We start from the raw sequence: 20,491 nt of genomic DNA, 5'->3' as shown, positions 1-20,491 counted from the left end.
TCTCGAATTAGAGGTTGGAGCATTTTTGTTACGCTGTAGCAAAACATCACACATTCGTGACAATCCAATCCTACAACCTAAGCTGTGGCAGGGGCATTATGGAACGGAGGCCATATCTCGCGTTAGATATTTCGAAATTGACTGAACTCGTTAATGCGAGTAAGCAGGATAAAACCCTTCTTAAAGTAGTCCTCTTCGAGCTGAAATTTCGAAAAACGAGTGCAGCCAAACAGCTCAAGCGTCGGGTTGAGCTGTTCATGGTTGCTAATGATGATGTTTCAGGTGCTCAAACAGAGCTGCCTCAACCAAGAGCTGGCTTGGTTGAGTTACATGAGCAAAAACTTAAGGTTTCGAAAAGGATAACGAAATTGAGTGAACTGAAGACTACAGAGCAAGGCCGCGAAACAGTGGAAAGCTTCCTTGGCTCGGCAGATCCTTTCGTACTTGAGTCTTTAGAGCTCATGCGTAAAAAACTTCTGGATCTTACGGCCCGAAACAGGTTGTTGAATTTTCCCATACAGCAGAAGGGGGCAGCGCTACGGATCATTGATGAAGTGCCAAATCAGCTATGCGACGAACTTCTTGCTGACCGAGAACTCAAGTTCAAACCCGTCCCTCCGCCTACTCGGGAGCAATTGATCAAGCATGGCTACCTTGAGGTCGACGAGGACAGCGGTGAAGAGCGGCAGTTAAAGCCCAGCCCCGACGCGCGAGAGTGGGCCAAAGTACTCGGTTTTGATGTTGGTTATGAGTTGCCACGGGAAGAGGATGCCCCAGGTGATGATAAACACCAGGATGATGCTATTCAGGTTTTGCTTTATCCGCCGGAAATGGAATCCAGACTGCGTGCGATTAGGAGTAAAGCACAAACTGCAATAGAGGAAATGGGCGCCAGTATTCTCTACTTGTCGCTTGGGTTTTTGGAGTGGGCAGAAAACGATGACTCCTCAAAAACCAGGCTTGCGCCACTGTTTACGGTTCCGGTGCATCTAAGTCGTGGGAAGCTTGATCACAACAGCGGAACCTATCAGTACACCGTGAGTTATACCGGTGAAGATATTCTCCCCAACCTGTCGCTTAAAGAAAAACTCGCTCTTGATTTCGGCCTCGCATTGCCGGAAGTCGGGGAGGGCGAGTCTCCCGAAGATTATCTCGATCACGTTGCCACGCTGATCAAGGCTACGAAACCTAAATGGTCTGTTCGGCGCTATGGCGCACTTGCCCTTTTGAATTTTGGAAAAATGCTGATGTATCTGGATTTGGATCCAGAGCGTTGGCCGCTTGATGACCGAAATCTTATCAAACACCCGATTGTTCAGCGCTTTTTTAAAAGCTCAGAGAATAGTTCTGGGGGTGAGGGGCGAGGAAGCGGCGGAGAGCATTATATTGATGACGTCAAACAGATCCATGACCTTTATCCGTTAATCGATGACGCTGATAGCTCCCAACACAGCGCATTGATTGACGCAATAAATGGCGAAAACCTGGTTATTGAAGGCCCTCCAGGGACTGGCAAGTCGCAAACCATAACCAACTTGATCGCCGCGGCCATGCTGAGCGGGAAAAAAGTCCTATTCGTCGCGGAGAAAATGGCGGCTCTTGATGTGGTTAAAGCCCGTCTTGATAAGGCTGGACTAGGCGATTTCTGTCTTGAACTCCACAGCCACAAATCGCAAAAGCGAAAGGTGCTTGACGATATCGGCGCCCGTGTTGTTAAACAGAAGCACTTAATCTCCACGCAGAACATTGACGCAGAAGTTACTCGTTACGAAGAGTACAAAGAGCGTCTTAACAGCTATGCGAAGGAGATCAACGAGCCCTGGGCGAAAACGAATCGCACAATCCATGAAATCTTCAGTGGAGCTGCGCGCTACCGCCAACAGTTAGAAATCAACCCGACCGATGTCCATATTGCTGGCCTCTCTGGAGGTGAGCTTACCGAGGTGAATCGGCTGAAGCTTGTTGATCAGGTCAGCGAGTTCCAGAAAATTTATCGTGCGATGATAGAGCAGGTCGGGCAGGCTGCTAGCCTTCATGACCACCCTTGGTCTGGCGTTGAAAGTACAGCGATTCAGCTTTTCGACTCAGGCCAAATAGTATCCGTCCTAAAAGAGTGGCAGCAGTCGTTAGAGCTTTTGATAGAGCAAAATCAGAAAGTCGCAAAAGCCCTGGCCTTCGATGATTCAAGTTTGTTGGGTTTGGAAAGCTGCGAATCATTGGCTTTGGATCTTAGCGATTTGCCCGAGCTCTCTCGCAAAGAGCTGTTCCAAGCACTGGACCGACTCGACCTGATAACCCAGTCTAGAGTTGAGACGCTGCTGCACCTTCACCGCGAGATTCAGGAAGACTACGAGGAGCTTTCAAAAGACATCTTCTCGGAAAAATTATCGACACTCGTTGATGGTGTGGCTTTACCTGCCTTCCCGGATATACACCGGCTGACGGGTGCTGGGCGTAACGCGAGCTTCTCAGAAATTGTTCGCGGTATCGTAAAGCTTGAGAAAATTGAGACTGCACTGGCACCTTTTATTCGGCAGCTACAGGAGTTAGGGGCTGCGCTACCAGCGCCATTGAGTGAGCATTTTGGCCCGACTGTTGAGGGCCTTGGCGCAACAATCAAGATGATTGCGTTGATCGATGAACTTGATAGCACGCTGATTAGCCAGCGTTCTGAGCATTTCGACGAAGACAACTTCGATGCAACTCTTGTGGAGCTTGAAGAGAAACTGAACCATTTGCGCCCCCTGCGAGAGACCATCGCTGAACCTTTTGATCTTGAGAGACTGCCTGATTCTGGAGAATTAAAGGCCATACATGCCCAAACACTGCGAAAGGGGATGGGTAAATGGTTCTCGGGAGACTGGTGGCAAGCTCGTAAACGGTTGAAGGCATTGGCAAGTAAGCCATACCTGAAAATAGCGGAGCTTAGCGCAGTTACTGGAGAGGTGGTTGAGTATGCGACGGCTCTGGAAGCTTTCGATTCGGCACTCTATCAGCGACAAATAGGCCCCGAGTTTAAAGGGCTAGAGACCGACGTTGATAGTTTGAAAAAACTCAGGAATTGGTACAAGCAGGTTCGTAGCGCCTATGGAATAGGTTTTGGTAAGACCGTCCCCGTTGGTGATTGCATCCTCTCCCTTGATGCGAAACTGTTCAAAGGCATTCAGCAACTTGAGCAAAAGGGCTTCACCGGAGGATTACGAAAAATACTAGACGCATTGGATGACGTTCGGGCGGTCATTCCAAACATCGATCAAGAGCTCGATCGAAACAACAGTCTCACTGGTGAGCAGGGATCACTGCTCACAGAACACAAACGACTGAAAGCTGAGGTTCGAATAATTCAGCAATGGTTTAAAGAGAGCAACCTCTCTGTTGAAGAAGTAGAAAGTCGTGTTGATCAGTTAAGAGCGCTGCAAAACGATCAGGCACGGTTTAAAGACAGCAACCTCCTTCATGATCTTTTTGCGCCGCAAGTCGAATTGTCGATCGGGCCAAACGCCGACAATAAAGAAGCCGTTGAGTCTATTCGGGAAACACTGGATTTCGCCAGCTATGTTCGGCGTAAGCTTCGGTTTGAGCCGCTGAGGCAGGCTATCCTCTCGGTTAAAACTCATGAAGAGTATGAGAGCCTTAAAGCTGAAGCGGCAGGCTATCTTGCCGCGTGGCGTGGCCAAGAAGAAAACTATGAACAGTTCAAGAGCAGGACGGAGCTCAACCCCGCTCAGTGGTTAGCCAAACCTGAGTGGAATATCGAAGAACTCCTTCAAAGGAATCTCTCCGCGATACAAAAGCCAGAATGGTTGAATGACTGGGTCAACTTCGTTCGCATTAGAAACGAAATGCAGGTGCAGGGCCTGGAGCCACTCTGGCGCATGGTGACAAGCGGTAAGCTCGATATTGAAAGTGCAGGCGAAGCCTTGGATTTGGCAGTTTATGACCAGCTGTCCAGAGAAATTCTCTCAGCGCGGCCACACCTTTCTCGTGTTTCTGGTAAGGGCCAAGAGGCGATCCAAGGTACTTTCCGAGAGTACGACCAAAAGCTGAAGAAATTGCAGCGCCAGCGTATTGCCAGTGCTTTGGCAGAGCGGCATGTCCCAGGTGGAAATGCTGGCGGCCGGAAGTCTGAATACACCGAAATGGCATTGATTGAGAACGAGCTTGGAAAAAAGACAAGGCATATTCCAATTCGCCAGCTCGTTAACCGCGCAAGTAACGCTCTGCTGGCGTTGAAACCTTGTTTCATGATGGGGCCAATGTCTGCAGCTCACTACCTTAAACCTGGTCACCTGCAGTTTGATCTGGTCGTTATGGATGAGGCCTCTCAGGTTAAACCCGAAGATGCGCTCGGCGTTATCGCTCGTGGCGCACAGCTTGTGGTAGTAGGGGATCCAAAGCAGCTCCCGCCTACCAGCTTCTTCGATCGTCAGGATATGAACGACGATGATGATGAAAGCGCGGCGCTGGCACAGACAGACAGTATTCTTGATGCAGCTATGCCTCTTTTCAAAATGCGACGTCTGCGCTGGCACTATCGCTCACAGCACGAGAGCCTGATTGCCTTCTCGAACCGCAATTTTTATAACAATGACCTTGTCATTTTCCCATCCCCACACGCCAAGTCTGTGGAATACGGCGTTAAGTTCAGTTATGTCAGAGGTGGGCGTTTTGTTAACCAATATAATGTCGAGGAAGCAGGTGTTGTCGCAAAAGCTGTTGTAAAGCATGCGCTCAATCACCCCAATGAGTCGCTTGGCATTGTTGCGATGAGTTCAAAGCAGCGCGAGCAGATAGAGCGTGCAGTGGAGGAGGAGTGCAAGGCAGACGATGCAGTTTCTGATGCTGTCGATGGCCTTCGTAATATGGAAGACGGCCTGTTCATCAAGAACCTGGAGAACGTTCAGGGTGATGAGCGAGACGTGATCTTTATTTCTTGTACCTACGGTCCCGGCGAAGTGGGTGGGCGAGTTTATCAGCGGTTTGGCCCAATCAACTCAGACGTGGGCTGGCGGCGTTTGAACGTGCTGTTTACCCGTTCAAAGAAACGGATGCATATCTTCAGCTCCATGCGCTCAGACGACATACTGATCTCGGAGACGTCGAAACGCGGTGTTATCGCCCTTCGAAACTTCCTGGATTATGCCGAGAAGGGCAACATGGATGGCACTCCGATCCACACGGGTAAAGCGCCGGATAGTGATTTTGAGGTCTCTGTCATTGAAGCGCTTCATCAGGCTGGTTTTGAGTGTGAGGCACAAGTAGGTGTCGCAGGCTTCTTTATTGATCTGGCAGTAAAAGATCCCGGTAAACCGGGGCGGTTCTTGATGGGGATCGAGTGCGACGGTGCAACCTATCACTCTGCCAAGTCAGCCCGGGACCGGGATCGCTTGCGTCAGGAGGTACTGGAACGACTTGGCTGGCGTATTCGCCGTATCTGGTCGACGGATTGGTTCAGTAATCCCAAGGGTGAGCTTGAGCCGATAATAAGGGAACTGCATGAGCTAAAAACGGCAGTGCCAGTGGACGCGAAGCCCTTCGAACTTGATGTTGAAGCCGTTCAGGAGTTTGAGGTTGCTGAAGTGGACTCTGTGGATGAGGTCTCTGAAGTGCTCGACAGCGAGTTGGACTTGCGAGGCCGGCTTGAAGCCTTTGGCTCAACCATCATTGCTAAACAATTCCCAAATACCCCAAAGGACCGTCGCCTGCTGCGGCCAGCAATGATGGAGGCATTAGTCGAACACGAGCCTGTATCCTCTTCTGAGTTTGTTGAGATGATCCCGGAGTACTTGCGGAGATCGACCGAACCTAAAGAGGCTAAGGCTTTTCTGAATCAGGTTTTGGATATTGTCACGGGATCAGAAGTGGCCCAAGGCGATTTGCTCGACTGAACTGTTTAATCGCCTCTCAATTTTTACTACGCGCGCCACATGATTAATTACGGAGTTTTATAAGTGAATCAGGTCGTCCACAACAAATTAGTGTCCTTTATTTGGTCCATTGCCGACGACTGTTTGCGCGATGTGTATGTGCGAGGAAAATACCGCGATGTAATTCTGCCAATGGTCGTTTTGCGCCGCCTCGATGCGTTACTGGAGCCCAGCAAAGAAGCCGTTATGGGTGAAGTGGCGTTCCAGCAAGACGAAATGAAATTTACAGAACTGGACGAAAGTGCATTAAAAGCGGCTTCTGGGTACGTGTTCTACAACACCAGTAAGTGGACCCTGAAAAAACTCTACAAGACCGCCACCAACAACCAGCAGATCCTGTTGGCCAACGTAGAAGAGTACCTTGACGGCTTCAGTAGCAACGTCAAAGAAATTGTTAGCAAGTTCAACCTGAAGTCCCAGGTTCGACATATGGCCAGCAAAGATGTGCTGCTGGACGTGTTAGAAAAGTTCACTTCTCCCCACATCAACTTAACCCCAAATGAAATCGATGATCCGGAGGGCAACCGCCTGCCCGGCCTGACTAATCTGGGTATGGGGTATGTGTTCGAAGAGCTGATCCGCAAGTTCAACGAAGACAACAACGAAGAAGCGGGTGAACACTTCACCCCAAGGGAAGTGATTGAGCTAATGACTCATCTGGTTTTTGATCCGGTTAAAGACATCTTGCCGCCGGTGATGACCATCTACGACCCTGCGTGCGGCAGCGGTGGAATGCTTACAGAGTCCCAGAACTTTGTTGAAGAGAAGTATCCGAACCCCGCAACCCAGCGTGATATTCACCTGTACGGTAAGGAAATTAACGACGAAACCTACGCCATCTGCAAATCTGACATGATGATAAAAGGGAACAACCCGGCCAACATTCGCCCGGGCTCCACCCTGTCGACAGACGAGTTTGCTGGCACCCGTTTCGATTTCATGCTCTCTAACCCGCCCTACGGTAAAAGCTGGAGCAGTGAGCAGAAGTTCATCAAGGAAGGCGGCGATGTTCTGGACCCTCGTTTCAAAGTCACCCTCGCAGACTACTGGGGTAATAACGAGGAGGCCGATGCAATACCGCGTTCCAGCGACGGCCAGCTCCTGTTCTTAATGGAAATGATCAGCAAAATGAAAGCGCCAGGTAACGGCGCTTTGGGATCCCGCATTGCATCTGTGCACAACGGTTCCAGCCTGTTTACCGGCGATGCGGGCAGTGGCGAAAGTAATATTCGCCGCCACGTTATCGAAAACGATCTACTGGAAGCCATCATCCAGCTGCCTAACAACTTGTTCTACAACACCGGCATCACCACTTACATCTGGCTGCTTTCTAATAACAAGCCTGAGCATCGCCGTGGCAAGGTACAGCTGATTGACGCCAGTTTACTGTTCCGAAAGCTGCGCAAGAATCTGGGCAACAAAAACTGCGAATTTGCACCAGAACACATTGCCGAAATTATTCAGGCCTATTTAGATTTGGCCAGTATTGAGCGCCCTGCAGGCGGTGATGGCATTGCTGCGCAAGTGTTCGATAATAGCGATTTTGGCTATCACAAAGTCACTATTGAACGCCCGGATCGTCGCATGGCGCAGTTCAGTAAGGAGCGCATTGAAACCCTGCGCTTTGATAAAACATTGCGTGAGCCCATGGAGTGGGCCTATCAACAGTGGGGTGAGGGCATCTACGAAGCCGGCGCCTTGAAAGCACAGGAAAAGGACATTGTTAAGTGGTGTGAGGAGCAAGACCTGAACCTCAACGCCAAGCAGCGCAAGAAGCTGCTGAGCCCCGAGACCTGGAAAAAACACGCAACCTTGGTGAAAGTGGCCAGCTATTTGATGGACACCATAGGTACAGAAACTTTCAGCGACTATAACCGCTTTAAAGTGGCGGTAGATCAGGAGCTGAAAGCCCTAGCTAAAGATACCGGCATCAAACCCAGCACGAGTGACAAGAACCAAATTCTCAATGCGGTTAGTTGGTATGACGAAACCGCGGAGAAGGTTATCCGTAAGGTAGAAAAGCTCAGTAGCGAGAAACTGAAAAGCCTGCTGGCTCATTTGGCTTGCGACCAGGACAGCTTGCCTGATTTTGGTTATTACCCCACAGGTAAAGCGGGGGAATATATCACCTATGAATCCAGCAGCGATCTGCGCGACAGTGAAAGTATTCCTCTGGAACGCGATATCCATCAGTTTTTTCTTGATGAGGTTAAGCCCCATGTGAGTGAGGCTTGGATTAATCTCGATTCGGTGAAAATTGGTTATGAAATCAGCTTTAATAAATATTTTTACAAGCACCAGCCATTGCGGAGCATGGAAGAAGTGGCGCAGGATATTGTGGCTTTGGAGCGGCAGGCTGAAGGGTTGATTGCGGAGGTTTTGGGCCTTCACGTTGAGGTCGTTTCGGGAGTCAAAAATGACTGAACCCCAGAATAGCGCTCCCCATTACCGCTCATACGTTCAAACTGGGGTCGATTACCTTAATACGCTTCCGGCTCACTGGGAAATTAATAAAGGAAAATGGCTGTTCCGAAAGGAAGATAGACCCGTAAGTGACTTGGACGAGGTCGTGACCTGTTTCAGAAATGGGCAAGTGACTTTACGAAAAAACCGGAGGACTGACGGCTTCACAAACGCCCTTCATGAGCACGGTTACCAAGGTATAAGAAAGGGGGATCTCGTAATACATGCAATGGATGCTTTTGCGGGGGCGGTTGGTGTCTCAGACGCTGATGGTAAATCTTCACCTGTGTATTCAGCTTGTACACCGAAAGCTGCTAATTCAGTAAGTTCGTATTACTTTGCTTATTTTATGCGAGACCTAGCTTCTACTGGTTATCTGCTATCTTTGGCAAAAGGGATTCGAGAGCGTTCAACAGATTTCCGTTTCAAGGACTTTTCGGTTTTAGAGCTACCGGTGCCGCCCATTAGTGAGCAGCTTGCTATTGTTGATTACCTGAATAAAAAAACCAACCAAATCGATGAAACTATTAGCGTCAAAGAGCAACAAATCACTCTGCTAAAAGAGCGCAAACAGATCCTGATCCAGAATGCTGTGACTCGGGGCCTGAATTCAAATGCACCCATGCGAGATTCCGGTGTGGAGTGGATTGGGGAAATTCCGGCGCATTGGCAGCTGAAAAGGCTCAAGTATGTGTTGGATGAGCGGAACGAGCGCTCACAAACAGGTGAGGAGCCTCTACTCATGGTCAGCCAGAAGCACGGGCTGGTAGTTCGCTCCGAATATCATGAGAAAGCGGAAGTGGCATTAAGCAAAATCGATAACAAAATAGTTCATCAAAACGATTTGGTTTTTAATAAGCTAAAAGCTCATTTAGGTGTTTTTTTCAAAAGCAGTATTACTTTTAAAGGTATTGTTAGTCCGGATTATGCTGTCTACACACTGAAAGACTTTATTGAGGATGCCAAGTTTCTTGAGCATTTATTTCGTCACCCTGCATACATCGGGCAATTTATTGTGCGAGCAACGGGCATCGTGGAAGGGTTGATAAGGCTTTACACAACCGAACTTTTTGAGATGCCTATTCCAATTGCACCTATTGAGGAGCAAAGGGAAATTCTTAAGTTCATAGAAACCAACTCCACGAAAATAGATGGTGCATGCGCATTACTTGAGCGGCAAATCACCAAACTCAAAGAATACAAAGCCACCCTGATCAACAGCGCCGTCACAGGCAAGATCAAGGTGCCAGGAGTGGTGGAACCCACCCATGTTGCGAATCAGCTTGATGCCAGGGAGGCGTGTCTGTGACACCAGCGGAGAAGCTACAGGAGCTATTGGAAGGCGACGGCGAGAATGAACTGATGGAGTTCAAGGAGGCCAGAACTAGTTTTGATCTGGGCAAGCTTGGTAAATACTTTTCCGCCTTGAGTAACGAGGCTAACTTAAATGGAAAGCCTTCTGCCTGGCTGGTTTTTGGGGTAGATGATAAACGGAACGTTGTCGGCACCCGCTATCGAGACAGAGGCCGGGAGTTGCAATCACTCAAGAAAGAGATTGCCGATCAAGTCATGCCCCGTCAGACCTTTCTCGACATCCACACAGTGAGTCACCCGGAAGGCCGTGTACTGCTTTTCGAAATATCTCCCGCGCCTCAGGGTATTCCTGTCGCATGGGCCGGACACTTTTATGGCCGTGATCATGAGTCTTTGGTGCCGCTGTCACTGGATGAGCTGGAACGAATCCGGAATCAGAACCGAACGGCGGACTGGAGTGTGGGTATTTGTCACGGTGCAAGTTTGGAGGATCTGGATGAAGAGGCTATCGAGCTTGCCCGGGAGGAATACGCAAAAAAGCATCCAAAACTGGCGGATCAAATGGATGGCTGGGATAACCAAACGTTCCTTAATAAGGCTAAGGTCACGATTAAGGGGAGAGTTACTCGAACCGCTATTCTACTGCTAGGAAAGCCAGAGTCATCGCACTTTCTAAACCCTGCCACGGCAACCATTACCTGGATACTGAAGGATCGGGATGGCATTGAGAAAGACTACGAGCACTTTACTTGTCCGTTATTGGTCAATGCTGACCAGGTTTACAAGAAGATCCGAAACCTCAAATATCGCTATATGGCCGAGGGTAGCCTGTTTCCGGAAGAAGTGGATCAGTATGACCCTTTTGTGATTCGAGAGCCGCTTAATAACGCCATTGCCCATCAGGATTATGAGCTGGGCGGGAAGGTGTCGGTCATTGAGTTTGAGGATGGTCGGTTGTGCTTCAGCAACTCCGGCAGTTTCATACCGGGTTCAGTCGAAGAGGTCATCCGCTCGGACGCTCCCGAAAATCGATACAGAAACAGGTTCCTCGCTGAGGCGATGGTAAACCTGAACATGATCGACACCATTGGTAGCGGCATTCGAAAGATGTTTGTTACGCAAAAGAATCGGTTCTTTCCGCTACCGGAATACCAGTTTGATCGGGAAATGGTTCAGGTCACGATAACTGGCCGGGTTCTGGATTTGAGTTATGCCCGAAAGCTGGCAGAACTGCCTAACTTGTCTCTGGATGACATCATTCTTCTGGATCGGGTTCAAAAGAAAAAACCACTAACGTCTGAACAGATTCGTTATCTCAAGCAGCAGGGCCTGGTGGAGGGGCGCAAGCCGAATCTCCATATTTCGGCCCATGTCGCCAAACAAAGTGGTGATAAAGCAGAGTATATCCGTAATCGCGGGTTTGACGACCAGCACTACAAAGGGCTTATCTGTGAATTCATTGAGAGATTTGGAGAAGCGCGCCGGGCTGATATTGATCGCCTGCTTTTAGACAAACTGCCAGACGTTTTAGACGAGCATCAGAAAGCCAATAAGATAAAGAATCTCCTTCAAGCCCTTAAGAATCAGGGAGATATAGTAATCGAGGGTAAGGTCTGGAGAATGTCTAAACAATAATTTTTAGATATTTTTAGACATTGCTAGACGTTCTCGGGGTGGGTTTTTCGGTTCGTCTCATTTGATTGTGCGGTTTTTTGACGATCCGATAATTGATAAAATATATTAAAAACAAAGGGATATCTCTGGCGCTTCATTTGACTGAATGAAGCGCCAGAGAAGAGCGGGGAGCAGTATGGCCAGCCAAACCAACGAACAGGCACTGGAAGCGAGCATCGAGAAGTTCCTTACCGGCACCAGCCTGGAAGAACAGCGGAGTGTGCAGGAGGCGGTGCCATTCAGCCAGCATCACGGTTATCGGCTAGGCCAGGCGAGTGACTTCAATGCGCGCTATGCGGTTGATACCCGCTTTCTGTGGCAGTTTCTGGAAGCCACTCAAACCGAAGAGTTGGCCCGCCTGAAAGAGCGCTACGACAACTGGCAAACTCGAATTCTTGATCGCTTTGATAAGTTAGCGAAAAAATACGGAACTTTGCATCTCCTGAAGCGGGGGCTGGATATCGACGATGTGCACTTCCATCTGATGTATCCGGCGCCCTTAGCCAGTAGTTCCGCCAAGGTTAAACAGAACTTTCAGCAAAACATCTTTAGCAGTACCCGGCAGGTGCGTTACTCGATGACCAACACGCTGGAAGAGATCGATATGGTGCTCTTTCTCAACGGCCTGCCTTTCGTCACTCTGGAGCTGAAGAACCCATGGACTGGGCAAACTGCTCGTTTTCATGGCCAAAGGCAATATCGGCAGGATCGGGACACCAGCCAGACATTGCTACAGTTCGGTCGTTGCTTGGTTCATATGACGATGGACACCGATGAGGTCTATATGACCACCAAGTTGGCGGAGCAAAAGACCATTTTCCTGCCTTTTAACAAAGGGCATAATCATGGGGCCGGCAACCCGCCAAATCCTAACGGCCATAAAAGCGCTTACCTTTGGGAAGAAGTCTTCAGTCGAGCCAGTATTGCCAACATCGTTCAGCACTTCGTCCGATTGGATGGCACCAGCAAAACACCTTTGAGCAAGCGCACGCTGTTTTTCCCCAGATACCAACAGCTGGATGTCGTGCGCAAACTGATAACCCATGCCAGTGAGCAAGGCGCGGGCCAGACCTATCTGATACAGCACTCTGCAGGCTCCGGTAAGTCTAATTCAATCACTTGGGCGGCCTACCAGTTGATTGAAACTTACCCTGTATCCCTTGAGGTGCCCGGCGCGAAAGGGCTTGAAGTGCCGCTGTTTGATTCTGTGATTGTGGTAACCGACCGACGTTTGTTAGACAAACAGTTGCGAGAGAACATTCGGGACTTCTCAGAGATAAAGAACATCATTGCGCCTGCTATGAAGTCTGCCGATCTTAAGCAGGCGTTGGAGCAGGGCAAGAAAATCATTATCACCACCATCCAGAAATTCCCGTTCATTATCGATGGCATCGAAGACATGAGCGATAAGCGCTTCGCCGTCATCATCGACGAAGCCCACGGTTCACAAGATGGCAGTGCCCACGGCAAAATGAATCAGGCAATGGGGCAGAGCGCGAGCGAAGAGGGCGCGGACGACGCCCAGGACAAGGTTCTCACTGCCATGCAGTCCCGCAAGATGCGGGGTAATGCCTCATACTTTGCGTTCACCGCCACACCCAAGAACAGCACCCTAGAAAAATTCGGTCAGCTGCAGCCAGACGGCAGCTTCCAACCGTTTCACCTGTACTCCATGAAGCAGGCGATAGAGGAAGGCTTTATTCTGGATGTACTTGCCAATTACACCACGTACCGCAGTTATTACGAGATCCAGAAGTCCATAAAAGATAACCCGCTGTTCGATACCGCCAAGGCACAGAAAAAGCTCAGAGCGTACGTGGAGCGCCATCCGCAAACGATTGCGGTAAAAGCAGAGATCATGCTGGAACACTTCATTTCGCAAGTCGTAAACAGCAAGCGGCTTAAGGGCAAAGCCAAGGGCATGGTGGTCACTCAGAATATTGAATCTGCCATCCGTTATTACAAAGCAATTGCCGGCTTGTTAGAAAAACGTGGGCACCCCTTTAAAGTGCTGGTTGCTTTCTCGGGTACCAAAGAAGTAGATGGTATTGAGTATACTGAAGCACAAGCGAATGGCTTTGCAGAATCTGAAACCCGCGTGCAATTCGACAAGGACGAATTCCGGTTACTGGTGGTCGCGAACAAATATCTGACCGGTTTTGACCAACCCAAGCTGTGCACCATGTATGTGGATAAAAAGCTGCAAGGTGTTCTGGCGGTGCAAGCGCTGTCTCGCTTGAATCGGGCGGCACCCAAATGGGGCAAGAAAACCGAAGATTTGTTCATTCTGGATTTTTTCAACGATGTGGATGACATCAAAGCCGCCTTTGATCCCTTTTACACCGCTACCAGTTTATCTGAGGCCACTGACATCAACGTTCTCCACGAGTTGAAAGACAACCTGGAAGACGTAGGGGTTTACGACTGGCCAGAAGTTGAAGAATTCATCAGCCTGTATTTTGGTAATGCCGACGCGCAAAAACTCAGCCCTATTATTGATACGGCAGCGGAACGGTTTAATAGCGAGCTGGATTTGGAAGAAGAGGAAAAGGCTGACTTTAAAATCAAGGCCAAGCAGTTTGTGAAAATATATGGGCAAGTGGCATCCATCATGCCCTTCGAGATAATTGCTTGGGAGAAGCTCTTCTGGTTTCTGAAGTTCCTGATTCCGAAGCTAAAAGTGAAAGATAAGGATGCAGATAAAATTGATGCACTTCTTAACTCTGTAGACTTGTCTTCCTATGGTCTGGAACGGGTCAAGCTGAATTACGGTATTGGCCTGGATGATGAGGCTGACAGCGAACTGAATCCTGCCAATCCGAATCCCCGTGGGGCCCATGGGGGAGAACAGGAAACCGATCCGCTAGACCAGATTATCCAGAGCTTTAACGAGCGTTGGTTCCAAGGCTGGGAGGCAACTCCCGAGGAGCAGAGAGTGAAGTTCCTGAGCATTATGCAAACCATTCAGGAGCACCCAGACTTCGAAACCAAATACCGTAGCAACCAAGACGCAGATAATCGCTCTCTTGCGTTCGAGAAGATTTTTGAGGAAGTGATGCTCAAACGCCGTCGGCAGGATATGGAGTTATACCGCCTTATTGCCAGTGATTCGGCGTTTAAATCGTCGATGCAGCAGAATATGAGAAATGCGATTGGGTAGGAAACAGTCTGTGTCCAAATCGACCTGTGCCGAAATACGGCAAGGGTCAAAAACACCGCTCCACGAAAAGTTGATTTAAAACCGTGGACACACCATGGACACAATTTGGACACAGCCAAATAAAAAGGCCCTACGTTTTCACGTAAGGCCTTGAAAAATATGGCGCGCCCGACAGGATTTGAACCTGTGACCCCTGCCTTCGGAGGGCGATAGTCTAACTCGTTTTAATATCTTCTGCTATCATATAAATACCATAAAAACAGCGAGTTGCATCGTTTTTCGATATGGTGTTGTCTTTGGTTATCTCCCTCTATACACTCATTTTGTGGTTACGGTTGTGGTTATAATTTCTGATCCAGAGGAAGACTCTATTGATTACGACCGATCGGCAAGTTGCTTCTCTAAAGCCTAAGGATTCTGTGTTTTGGGAGTCGGTGCGATCTCCTCATGGAGGAGGACTGGCGTTACGCGTCTCTGTGAAAGCCAGCAAAACCTGGTTCTATCGGTACCGATTTCAGGGCAAGCAAGATGCTTTCGCTTTGGGTCGCTATCCAACTATGACCCTCCAGCAAGCCAGGGATGCCCATGGAGAGGCGCGGGCACACTTATCTGATGGGTTAAATCCTAAGCGAGTATTCCGCCAAGCCAAGCTCGCTGCGGAGCAGACTTGGACAGGTCAAGAGTTGTTCGATGCCTGGATAAAGATATACAGCTCTACCCCATCTTCTCGCACTAAACGAGTTCCCTCAGAAACTGTTGTTATACAGACCATTTGGCGCTGGCAGAAGTATCTTCAGCACCGAGTTGCATCCCTTTTAGTAAACTCCATCTCAAGACAAATGATAACGTCTCTTGTTTCTGATGTTGCGGAGCGACATAGCCGGGAGCAAGCACGAAAGTGCCTTACCATATTCAATGGGATGTTCAATTTGGCCGAGGTGAGAGGGCAGGTTGATCACAACCCAGCTTTTGGCCTTGAACCATCGAAACTGGGTGCTTCTAAAGGCCAAGCTGGTGAACGTTATCTATCATTAGACGAGATCAAACTGTTGTGGTGGGCGATCGAAGAAAACGATTTGTCTGCTTCTGTTGGCGCAGCTTTGAGGGCTCTCTTGTTGACCGGAATGCGCCGAGGAGAGCTTTGTCAAACGCGCTGGAACGATGTCGACCTACAGCGACGCCTTTGGACTTTGCCGGCCAATACGACAAAAAGTCGCCGCGCTCATGTGCTACATATCTCTGATGCGCTCTTGGACATTCTCGAGTCCTTGCCGCGGGAGTCGGAGTTCGTTTTCCAGAGTGCCCGATTGGAGGATCAACCTATCCTTCCAGCTTCCCTGACGACGGCGGTTGCTCGCCTACAAGGTGTCAAAACAGCAACGCTTGATGAAAGCGCGCCATTGGCTGGCATGAAACGATTCTCTGTGCATGATCTTCGACGAACGGTTGCTACTGGCCTCGGAGAGCACTGCGGCACTCCTCCTCACATCATCAGGCGAATTCTCAATCATCTGAGTGAGGACCGGCTTGAAGACACATACCAGCGTGCTCAGCTCATAGAAGAGCAGAAAAAAGCTCTAAATTCCTGGGGCGTTTTGGTTCACGAGAAAATCCACCAGGCATAAGCTCTCGCCACATTCTGCGAGTGTGTACACAGGCAAATTCCGACGTTTTCCTCTGGTAGCATTGAGTAGATCTCGAGATATATCGAGAGACTCAAAGGGTTGGGGAGGATGACGAGGAGTGTCTTGCCGGACGCGCGTCAACCTCCCCAAGATTTAGCCGGCTTAGCCGACCTTGGCTGTGGATCTAAGAAGTGTTGCCACACTTTTTGAATCATAGCCAGTCGCCACTTTATTGTGCGGATAGAAAAAACACAATGGTGGTGGTTGCTCAGCTCGCCGGTCTTTTCAGGAGAATTGGAATGCGTGACGAGTTGTTTGAAAACCGATATCTCACCGAGCGCCAAGCTGCTTACTATCTTGGGTTTAGCCCCATCACGATACGACAAAGCCGCTGGACAGGAACGCTTGCCGGGTTACCTGCACCTACGTACGTCAGCTTCGGACGGAGTGTTCGGTATACGTTAAAAGCACTTGAGGCCTGGGTTGCGAGAGCACAAGAGGGGGGTATGTGATGCCTAACGCTAATGTACTCAAGCTTGAGCGGGAAGGCAGGGATAATTCACGCTTCTTGGTAGATCCCCAGCCAGACCTAGAATACCCGATTGAGGCGTTGGGGCCGATTTTGGGCGAGGCGGCGATAGCCATTTCCGGTGCAATCCAGGCACCAAAGGGAATCGCTGCACAGTCTGTCCTGGCTGCTGCTACCCTTGTTGCGCAGCCTCATATTGACGTAGGCCGTGGAGATACCCTTCGAAGCCCCGTTTCGCTTTATTTTTTAACGGTTGCCGACTCAGGCGACCGGAAGTCTTCTGTAGATAAAATCGCATTGGCGCCAATCACTCATTGGCAAACGCAGCGACAGGCGGAAATAGAAGCGAACGCTCCAAAGCACAGAGCTGCCATGGAGGCCTGGCAAACTACTTACGAGGCTTGTCGAAACCAGTTCAAAAAAAATCAAAATCACGGGAAGGATGCATTGAGCAGCTTGCAAAAGCAGCTTGAGGAGCTTGAGGCACTCCGTCCTTCAGAGCCCAAAATCCCCCACGTTTTGATACAGGAGCCGAATTCGGAAGGGATATACGGGCATTTGCGAGATGGGCTGCCAACCCTTGGTCTTTTTTCAGATGAGGGAGTTGGATTCTTTGGTGGTCACGGAATGAGTGACGATAGTAGAGGGCGAACCATCGCAATGATGTCGGCTCTCTGGGGCGGGGATTCAATAACGCGCTCCAGAGCGAATACTACAGACTCTGGCCAGCTAATTGGCCGGAGGCTATCTGCGCATCTGATGGTGCAGCCCGTAGTGGCTAAGCGAATCCTGTCAGATGAGCTGTTTCAGGGACAAGGGTTTCTCGCCCGGTTTCTTATCTGCCACGAAAAAACTATGGCTGGAACGCGATTTCTTGGCCCAGACTCATTGAGCGCCAATATATTTGAAGTACCAGCTTATGACACGTATTCGACCCGTCTATCACATCTACTAAAAACTCCACTTCCGGTGTGTCGGCGAACCGGCGCACTAGAGCCTAGGGTCATGCAAATTAAAAGGAACGCCCTTGCGGAATGGGTGGAAGGTTACAACCAGATTGAAGCAGAAAATTTGGAGGGCGGTGAGTTTGCACGAATGAGAGCTAGTGCAAGTAAGGCCGCTGAAATCGCTGCGCGTATTGCGGCAGTGCTGGCTTTTATCGAGCAGGCCGAAACAATTGAACGTAGTCATGTTCAGAGGGCGTTTGTGCTTATTAAGTATTACCTCTCCTCAACCGCTTTCAGAGAGGAAGAAGCCTTTTACGAGGAGAGGGATCACCTCGCTCGAGAGTTATTGGAATGGATTGTTACCCAGTCCGGAGGGGTTCTTCACTCAAATGATTTTAAGAGGATCTCCCGTCGGCTTTTCAACCGAAAGGCAGCCGATATTCGAAAAACACTCAGACACCTCGAAACATTGGGACATGTAGATGTTACGGAACACGGCCGTAAAGGTGCCCCCGTCGAATGGACAGTCATTAGGTAATCGGAAATCTTTGTCGCCAGCTAGCGATGTTGAATGGCGGAAATGGCGGATAAAGCGGAAATAAGTAAACGTAATATAAATCATAAGGATAGATTCCTGGCCGTTGGCGGAATTCGTGCGGAAACTGGCGGAGATTATTTTCCGCCAGTTTCCGCCACGCTCCGCACCCCGTCCGCCACCTGTACCCATTGAAATTACTGGAATCCGCCATTTCCGCCACTTCTGCGGGGTGGCTTTATCAAATTATGGTTTAGGGAGCAGAGGCTAAAGAGTTGTTAAGCGTACTCACTACACTTCACCGGTCGGGATCCCAAGCCAGAGGCTGAGTTATGACAGCGGTAATTCTCCGAACTAAAAAGCTAAAGAAAACAAACGTCGCCCTTAGTAGCGCTCACGTTACACGGGTTATTGAGACACCCAACGCCGATCCTCGGAAAACACACCTTAACGTGGCGTTGATTGGCGAGGGACGCTCTCCTGACGAATTGGTCAAAAGCCGTGTTGGCGAAGTGATCGAGGCGCGGAAAAATGCCGGGGTAAAAAGCATCCGAAAGGATGCTGTTTGGGCCGTTGAGTTCGTGCTGACGGTTCGAGATGAATACTGGGCCGGTAAATCGCCTGCTCATATTAATAGCTGGGCCCAGCACTCTCTGGGTTTTCTATTAAGCCGGTATGGGGCTGAAGATATTGTGAGCGCCACTCTGCACCTGGATGAAACGAGCCCTCATATTCATGCCTATCACGTCCCGGTGGTTCGTGATGCACATAGCACAGCGACGCTTTCTGCAAAGGCATTTTACGGTAGCGCCCAAAAACTATCTTTGCTGCAAGATGATTATGCGGCACACATGTCATGTTTCGATGAGGTGCTTATCCGGGGGTTAAAAAAGTCGAGGGCCCGACATAAAAAAGTCAGAGAGTGGTACTCGTTGCTGGAGGGAGAGGTCAAACGCGAGACAATAAAATTGCCCCCTCTACGAGTTAACCAACCGCCGTTTTTGTTCACGGTTGGTGATCGTAAAGAATGGGCGGAAGCCGAGTCGAAAAGAATACGATCTGAGTTGGAAGTTTCGGCGCGAAGGATCATGGAAGCTAGAGCCAAAGCCCTTTATGTCGCCCGCCAATATCAACTCAAATACAAAACCGAGTATTGTCGCACTGACGCCTACCGTCATATTGGTATGGCTCCTGAGGAGTTACTGGATTGGGTGAAAAGCTATAGCCAGCACCGGAGTCAACTTAGCCAACTCTCACGTGACAGCTCGAATTTTGAGCAGCTTTACCTTGAGGCATTGGCGGAATTGAGTGCTGCTGAGGAGCTGATTGGCAATTACAGTGTTTTGTTCAATGAGCTATGTGGCGGCCTCGGTGTTTCAGTGTCTGAGCTCGCCAGCCACGCGAGTGAGATATGCGCAGCAGTGAAAGCTAAAAGAGCATGGATTGAGCTTAGCGATGATTTATCAGAACATCAGGCAGCTTACCCTGAAAATGTTTGATGTATTTCTAATGTTGAGTCCGGCTAAACATAGGATTGTCAGCGCAGGGGGGGCAAGTCTAAAACCATGTATGCAAAGCTCCCTGGAAGATTGATTTAACGGGGCAGGCAATTCAGTGCCAGTTGGTTGCTACAGCGTCATTAGCAGAGCGAAATTGACGAAACTGCAAGGTGAGAACCATCATTGCATCAAATCTGGTTTTCTATGTGGTAGTAAAGACGCAACTTGCTCAGCCTCTTCAGCAAACACAAAGTCGCCGGGGGGGTGGTGGTAATGACATCATAAGTTGGCCGCTTCGGTCGCAAAGCGGACATTCAGGTGGGATGATCGACTCCAATATTAGGCACAATCTGACTGTACGGGATTCATTCTGACTTCTTGGCAAGACGCTCCGCGAACCATTGATAGTGTTTTGAGTTTTCAACCGGTACATTTCTTAGTGCCGTCCTCAGAACACGTAGCTCATTTTCCCGGTCTTTCCGCTTTGAATACAGAATAGAGAGCCTACGGTATGTAAAGGGGGTATCTACTCCCTGTTCCAGAAGTTTTTCATATTCCAGAAGGCCTTCCTCGATTTTCCTTTCTTTTTCAAGGGCTTGGCCACGCATATTGCCATCTGCCGCTTCCCGATAATTGGCTTGTTTGAATTCCCATTCCAACGTGCTGATGTTCTGTTCAACTTCCGAAAGCTGATCGATTTTGATCCAAGGGTTTTCTTTGACTAGGTCCTTTAGCTCATCCAACCTTTCTTTGGCCAAATCTAAGCGTGAAATCTTGGTATCAGCATTTTTTGAGTCATTGGCGATTTGGAGAGATTC

Annotated in this window: 10 protein-coding genes; 9 read left to right on the top strand and 1 reads right to left on the bottom strand. The window is 49.4% G+C overall.

The genetic code is table 11. The features are described from left to right. Positions 1-368: 368 nt before the first annotated feature. The 9 genes from hhe to mobV all read left to right on the top strand — a co-directional run bounded on the left by hhe (position 369) and on the right by mobV (position 19,673). Positions 369-5,888: a DUF4011 domain-containing anti-phage protein Hhe gene (gene hhe, locus RG807_RS15255; protein ID WP_309045657.1), complete on the top strand. Its 5,520-nt coding sequence runs from the start codon at positions 369-371 to the stop codon at positions 5,886-5,888. Positions 5,889-5,951: 63 nt separating this feature from the next. Next, positions 5,952-8,351, top strand: a complete 2,400-nt coding sequence (locus RG807_RS15250) for a type I restriction-modification system subunit M (protein WP_309045656.1) — start codon at positions 5,952-5,954, stop codon at positions 8,349-8,351. Continuing rightward, positions 8,344-9,699: a restriction endonuclease subunit S gene (locus tag RG807_RS15245; protein WP_309045655.1), complete on the top strand. Its 1,356-nt coding sequence runs from the start codon at positions 8,344-8,346 to the stop codon at positions 9,697-9,699. The genes RG807_RS15250 and RG807_RS15245 overlap by 8 nt, the downstream gene beginning before the upstream one ends. Then, on the top strand, positions 9,696-11,339 hold the full coding sequence (locus RG807_RS15240) for a DUF8451 domain-containing protein (protein ID WP_309045654.1): 1,644 nt from the start codon (positions 9,696-9,698) through the stop codon (positions 11,337-11,339). The genes RG807_RS15245 and RG807_RS15240 overlap by 4 nt, the downstream gene beginning before the upstream one ends. A 175-nt stretch (positions 11,340-11,514) precedes the next feature. Next, positions 11,515-14,538: a type I restriction endonuclease subunit R gene (locus RG807_RS15235; protein ID WP_309045653.1), complete on the top strand. Its 3,024-nt coding sequence runs from the start codon at positions 11,515-11,517 to the stop codon at positions 14,536-14,538. Between the two features lie 371 nt (positions 14,539-14,909). Next, positions 14,910-16,163, top strand: coding sequence for a tyrosine-type recombinase/integrase (locus RG807_RS15230; RefSeq protein WP_200371524.1), 1,254 nt, complete (start codon positions 14,910-14,912; stop codon positions 16,161-16,163). Between the two features lie 299 nt (positions 16,164-16,462). Next, positions 16,463-16,675, top strand: a complete 213-nt coding sequence (locus RG807_RS15225) for a helix-turn-helix transcriptional regulator (protein ID WP_227714970.1) — start codon at positions 16,463-16,465, stop codon at positions 16,673-16,675. 56 nt (positions 16,676-16,731) lie between these two features. Continuing rightward, positions 16,732-18,177, top strand: a complete 1,446-nt coding sequence (locus tag RG807_RS15220; protein ID WP_309045652.1) for a YfjI family protein — start codon at positions 16,732-16,734, stop codon at positions 18,175-18,177. Between the two features lie 329 nt (positions 18,178-18,506). Then, positions 18,507-19,673 (top strand): MobV family relaxase, encoded by a 1,167-nt coding sequence (mobV, locus tag RG807_RS15215; RefSeq protein WP_200371528.1) that lies wholly within the window; start codon positions 18,507-18,509, stop codon positions 19,671-19,673. A 365-nt stretch (positions 19,674-20,038) separates the two neighbouring features. Here the strand turns inward: mobV and RG807_RS15210 are convergent. Beyond that, positions 20,039-20,491 (bottom strand): hypothetical protein (locus tag RG807_RS15210; protein WP_309045651.1); only part of this gene is annotated, 453 nt, incomplete at its 5' end.

The organism is Marinobacter sediminicola (assembly GCF_031157525.1).
Classification (GTDB): domain Bacteria; phylum Pseudomonadota; class Gammaproteobacteria; order Pseudomonadales; family Oleiphilaceae; genus Marinobacter; species Marinobacter sediminicola.
This window is presented reverse-complemented; position numbering and strand designations above follow the sequence as displayed.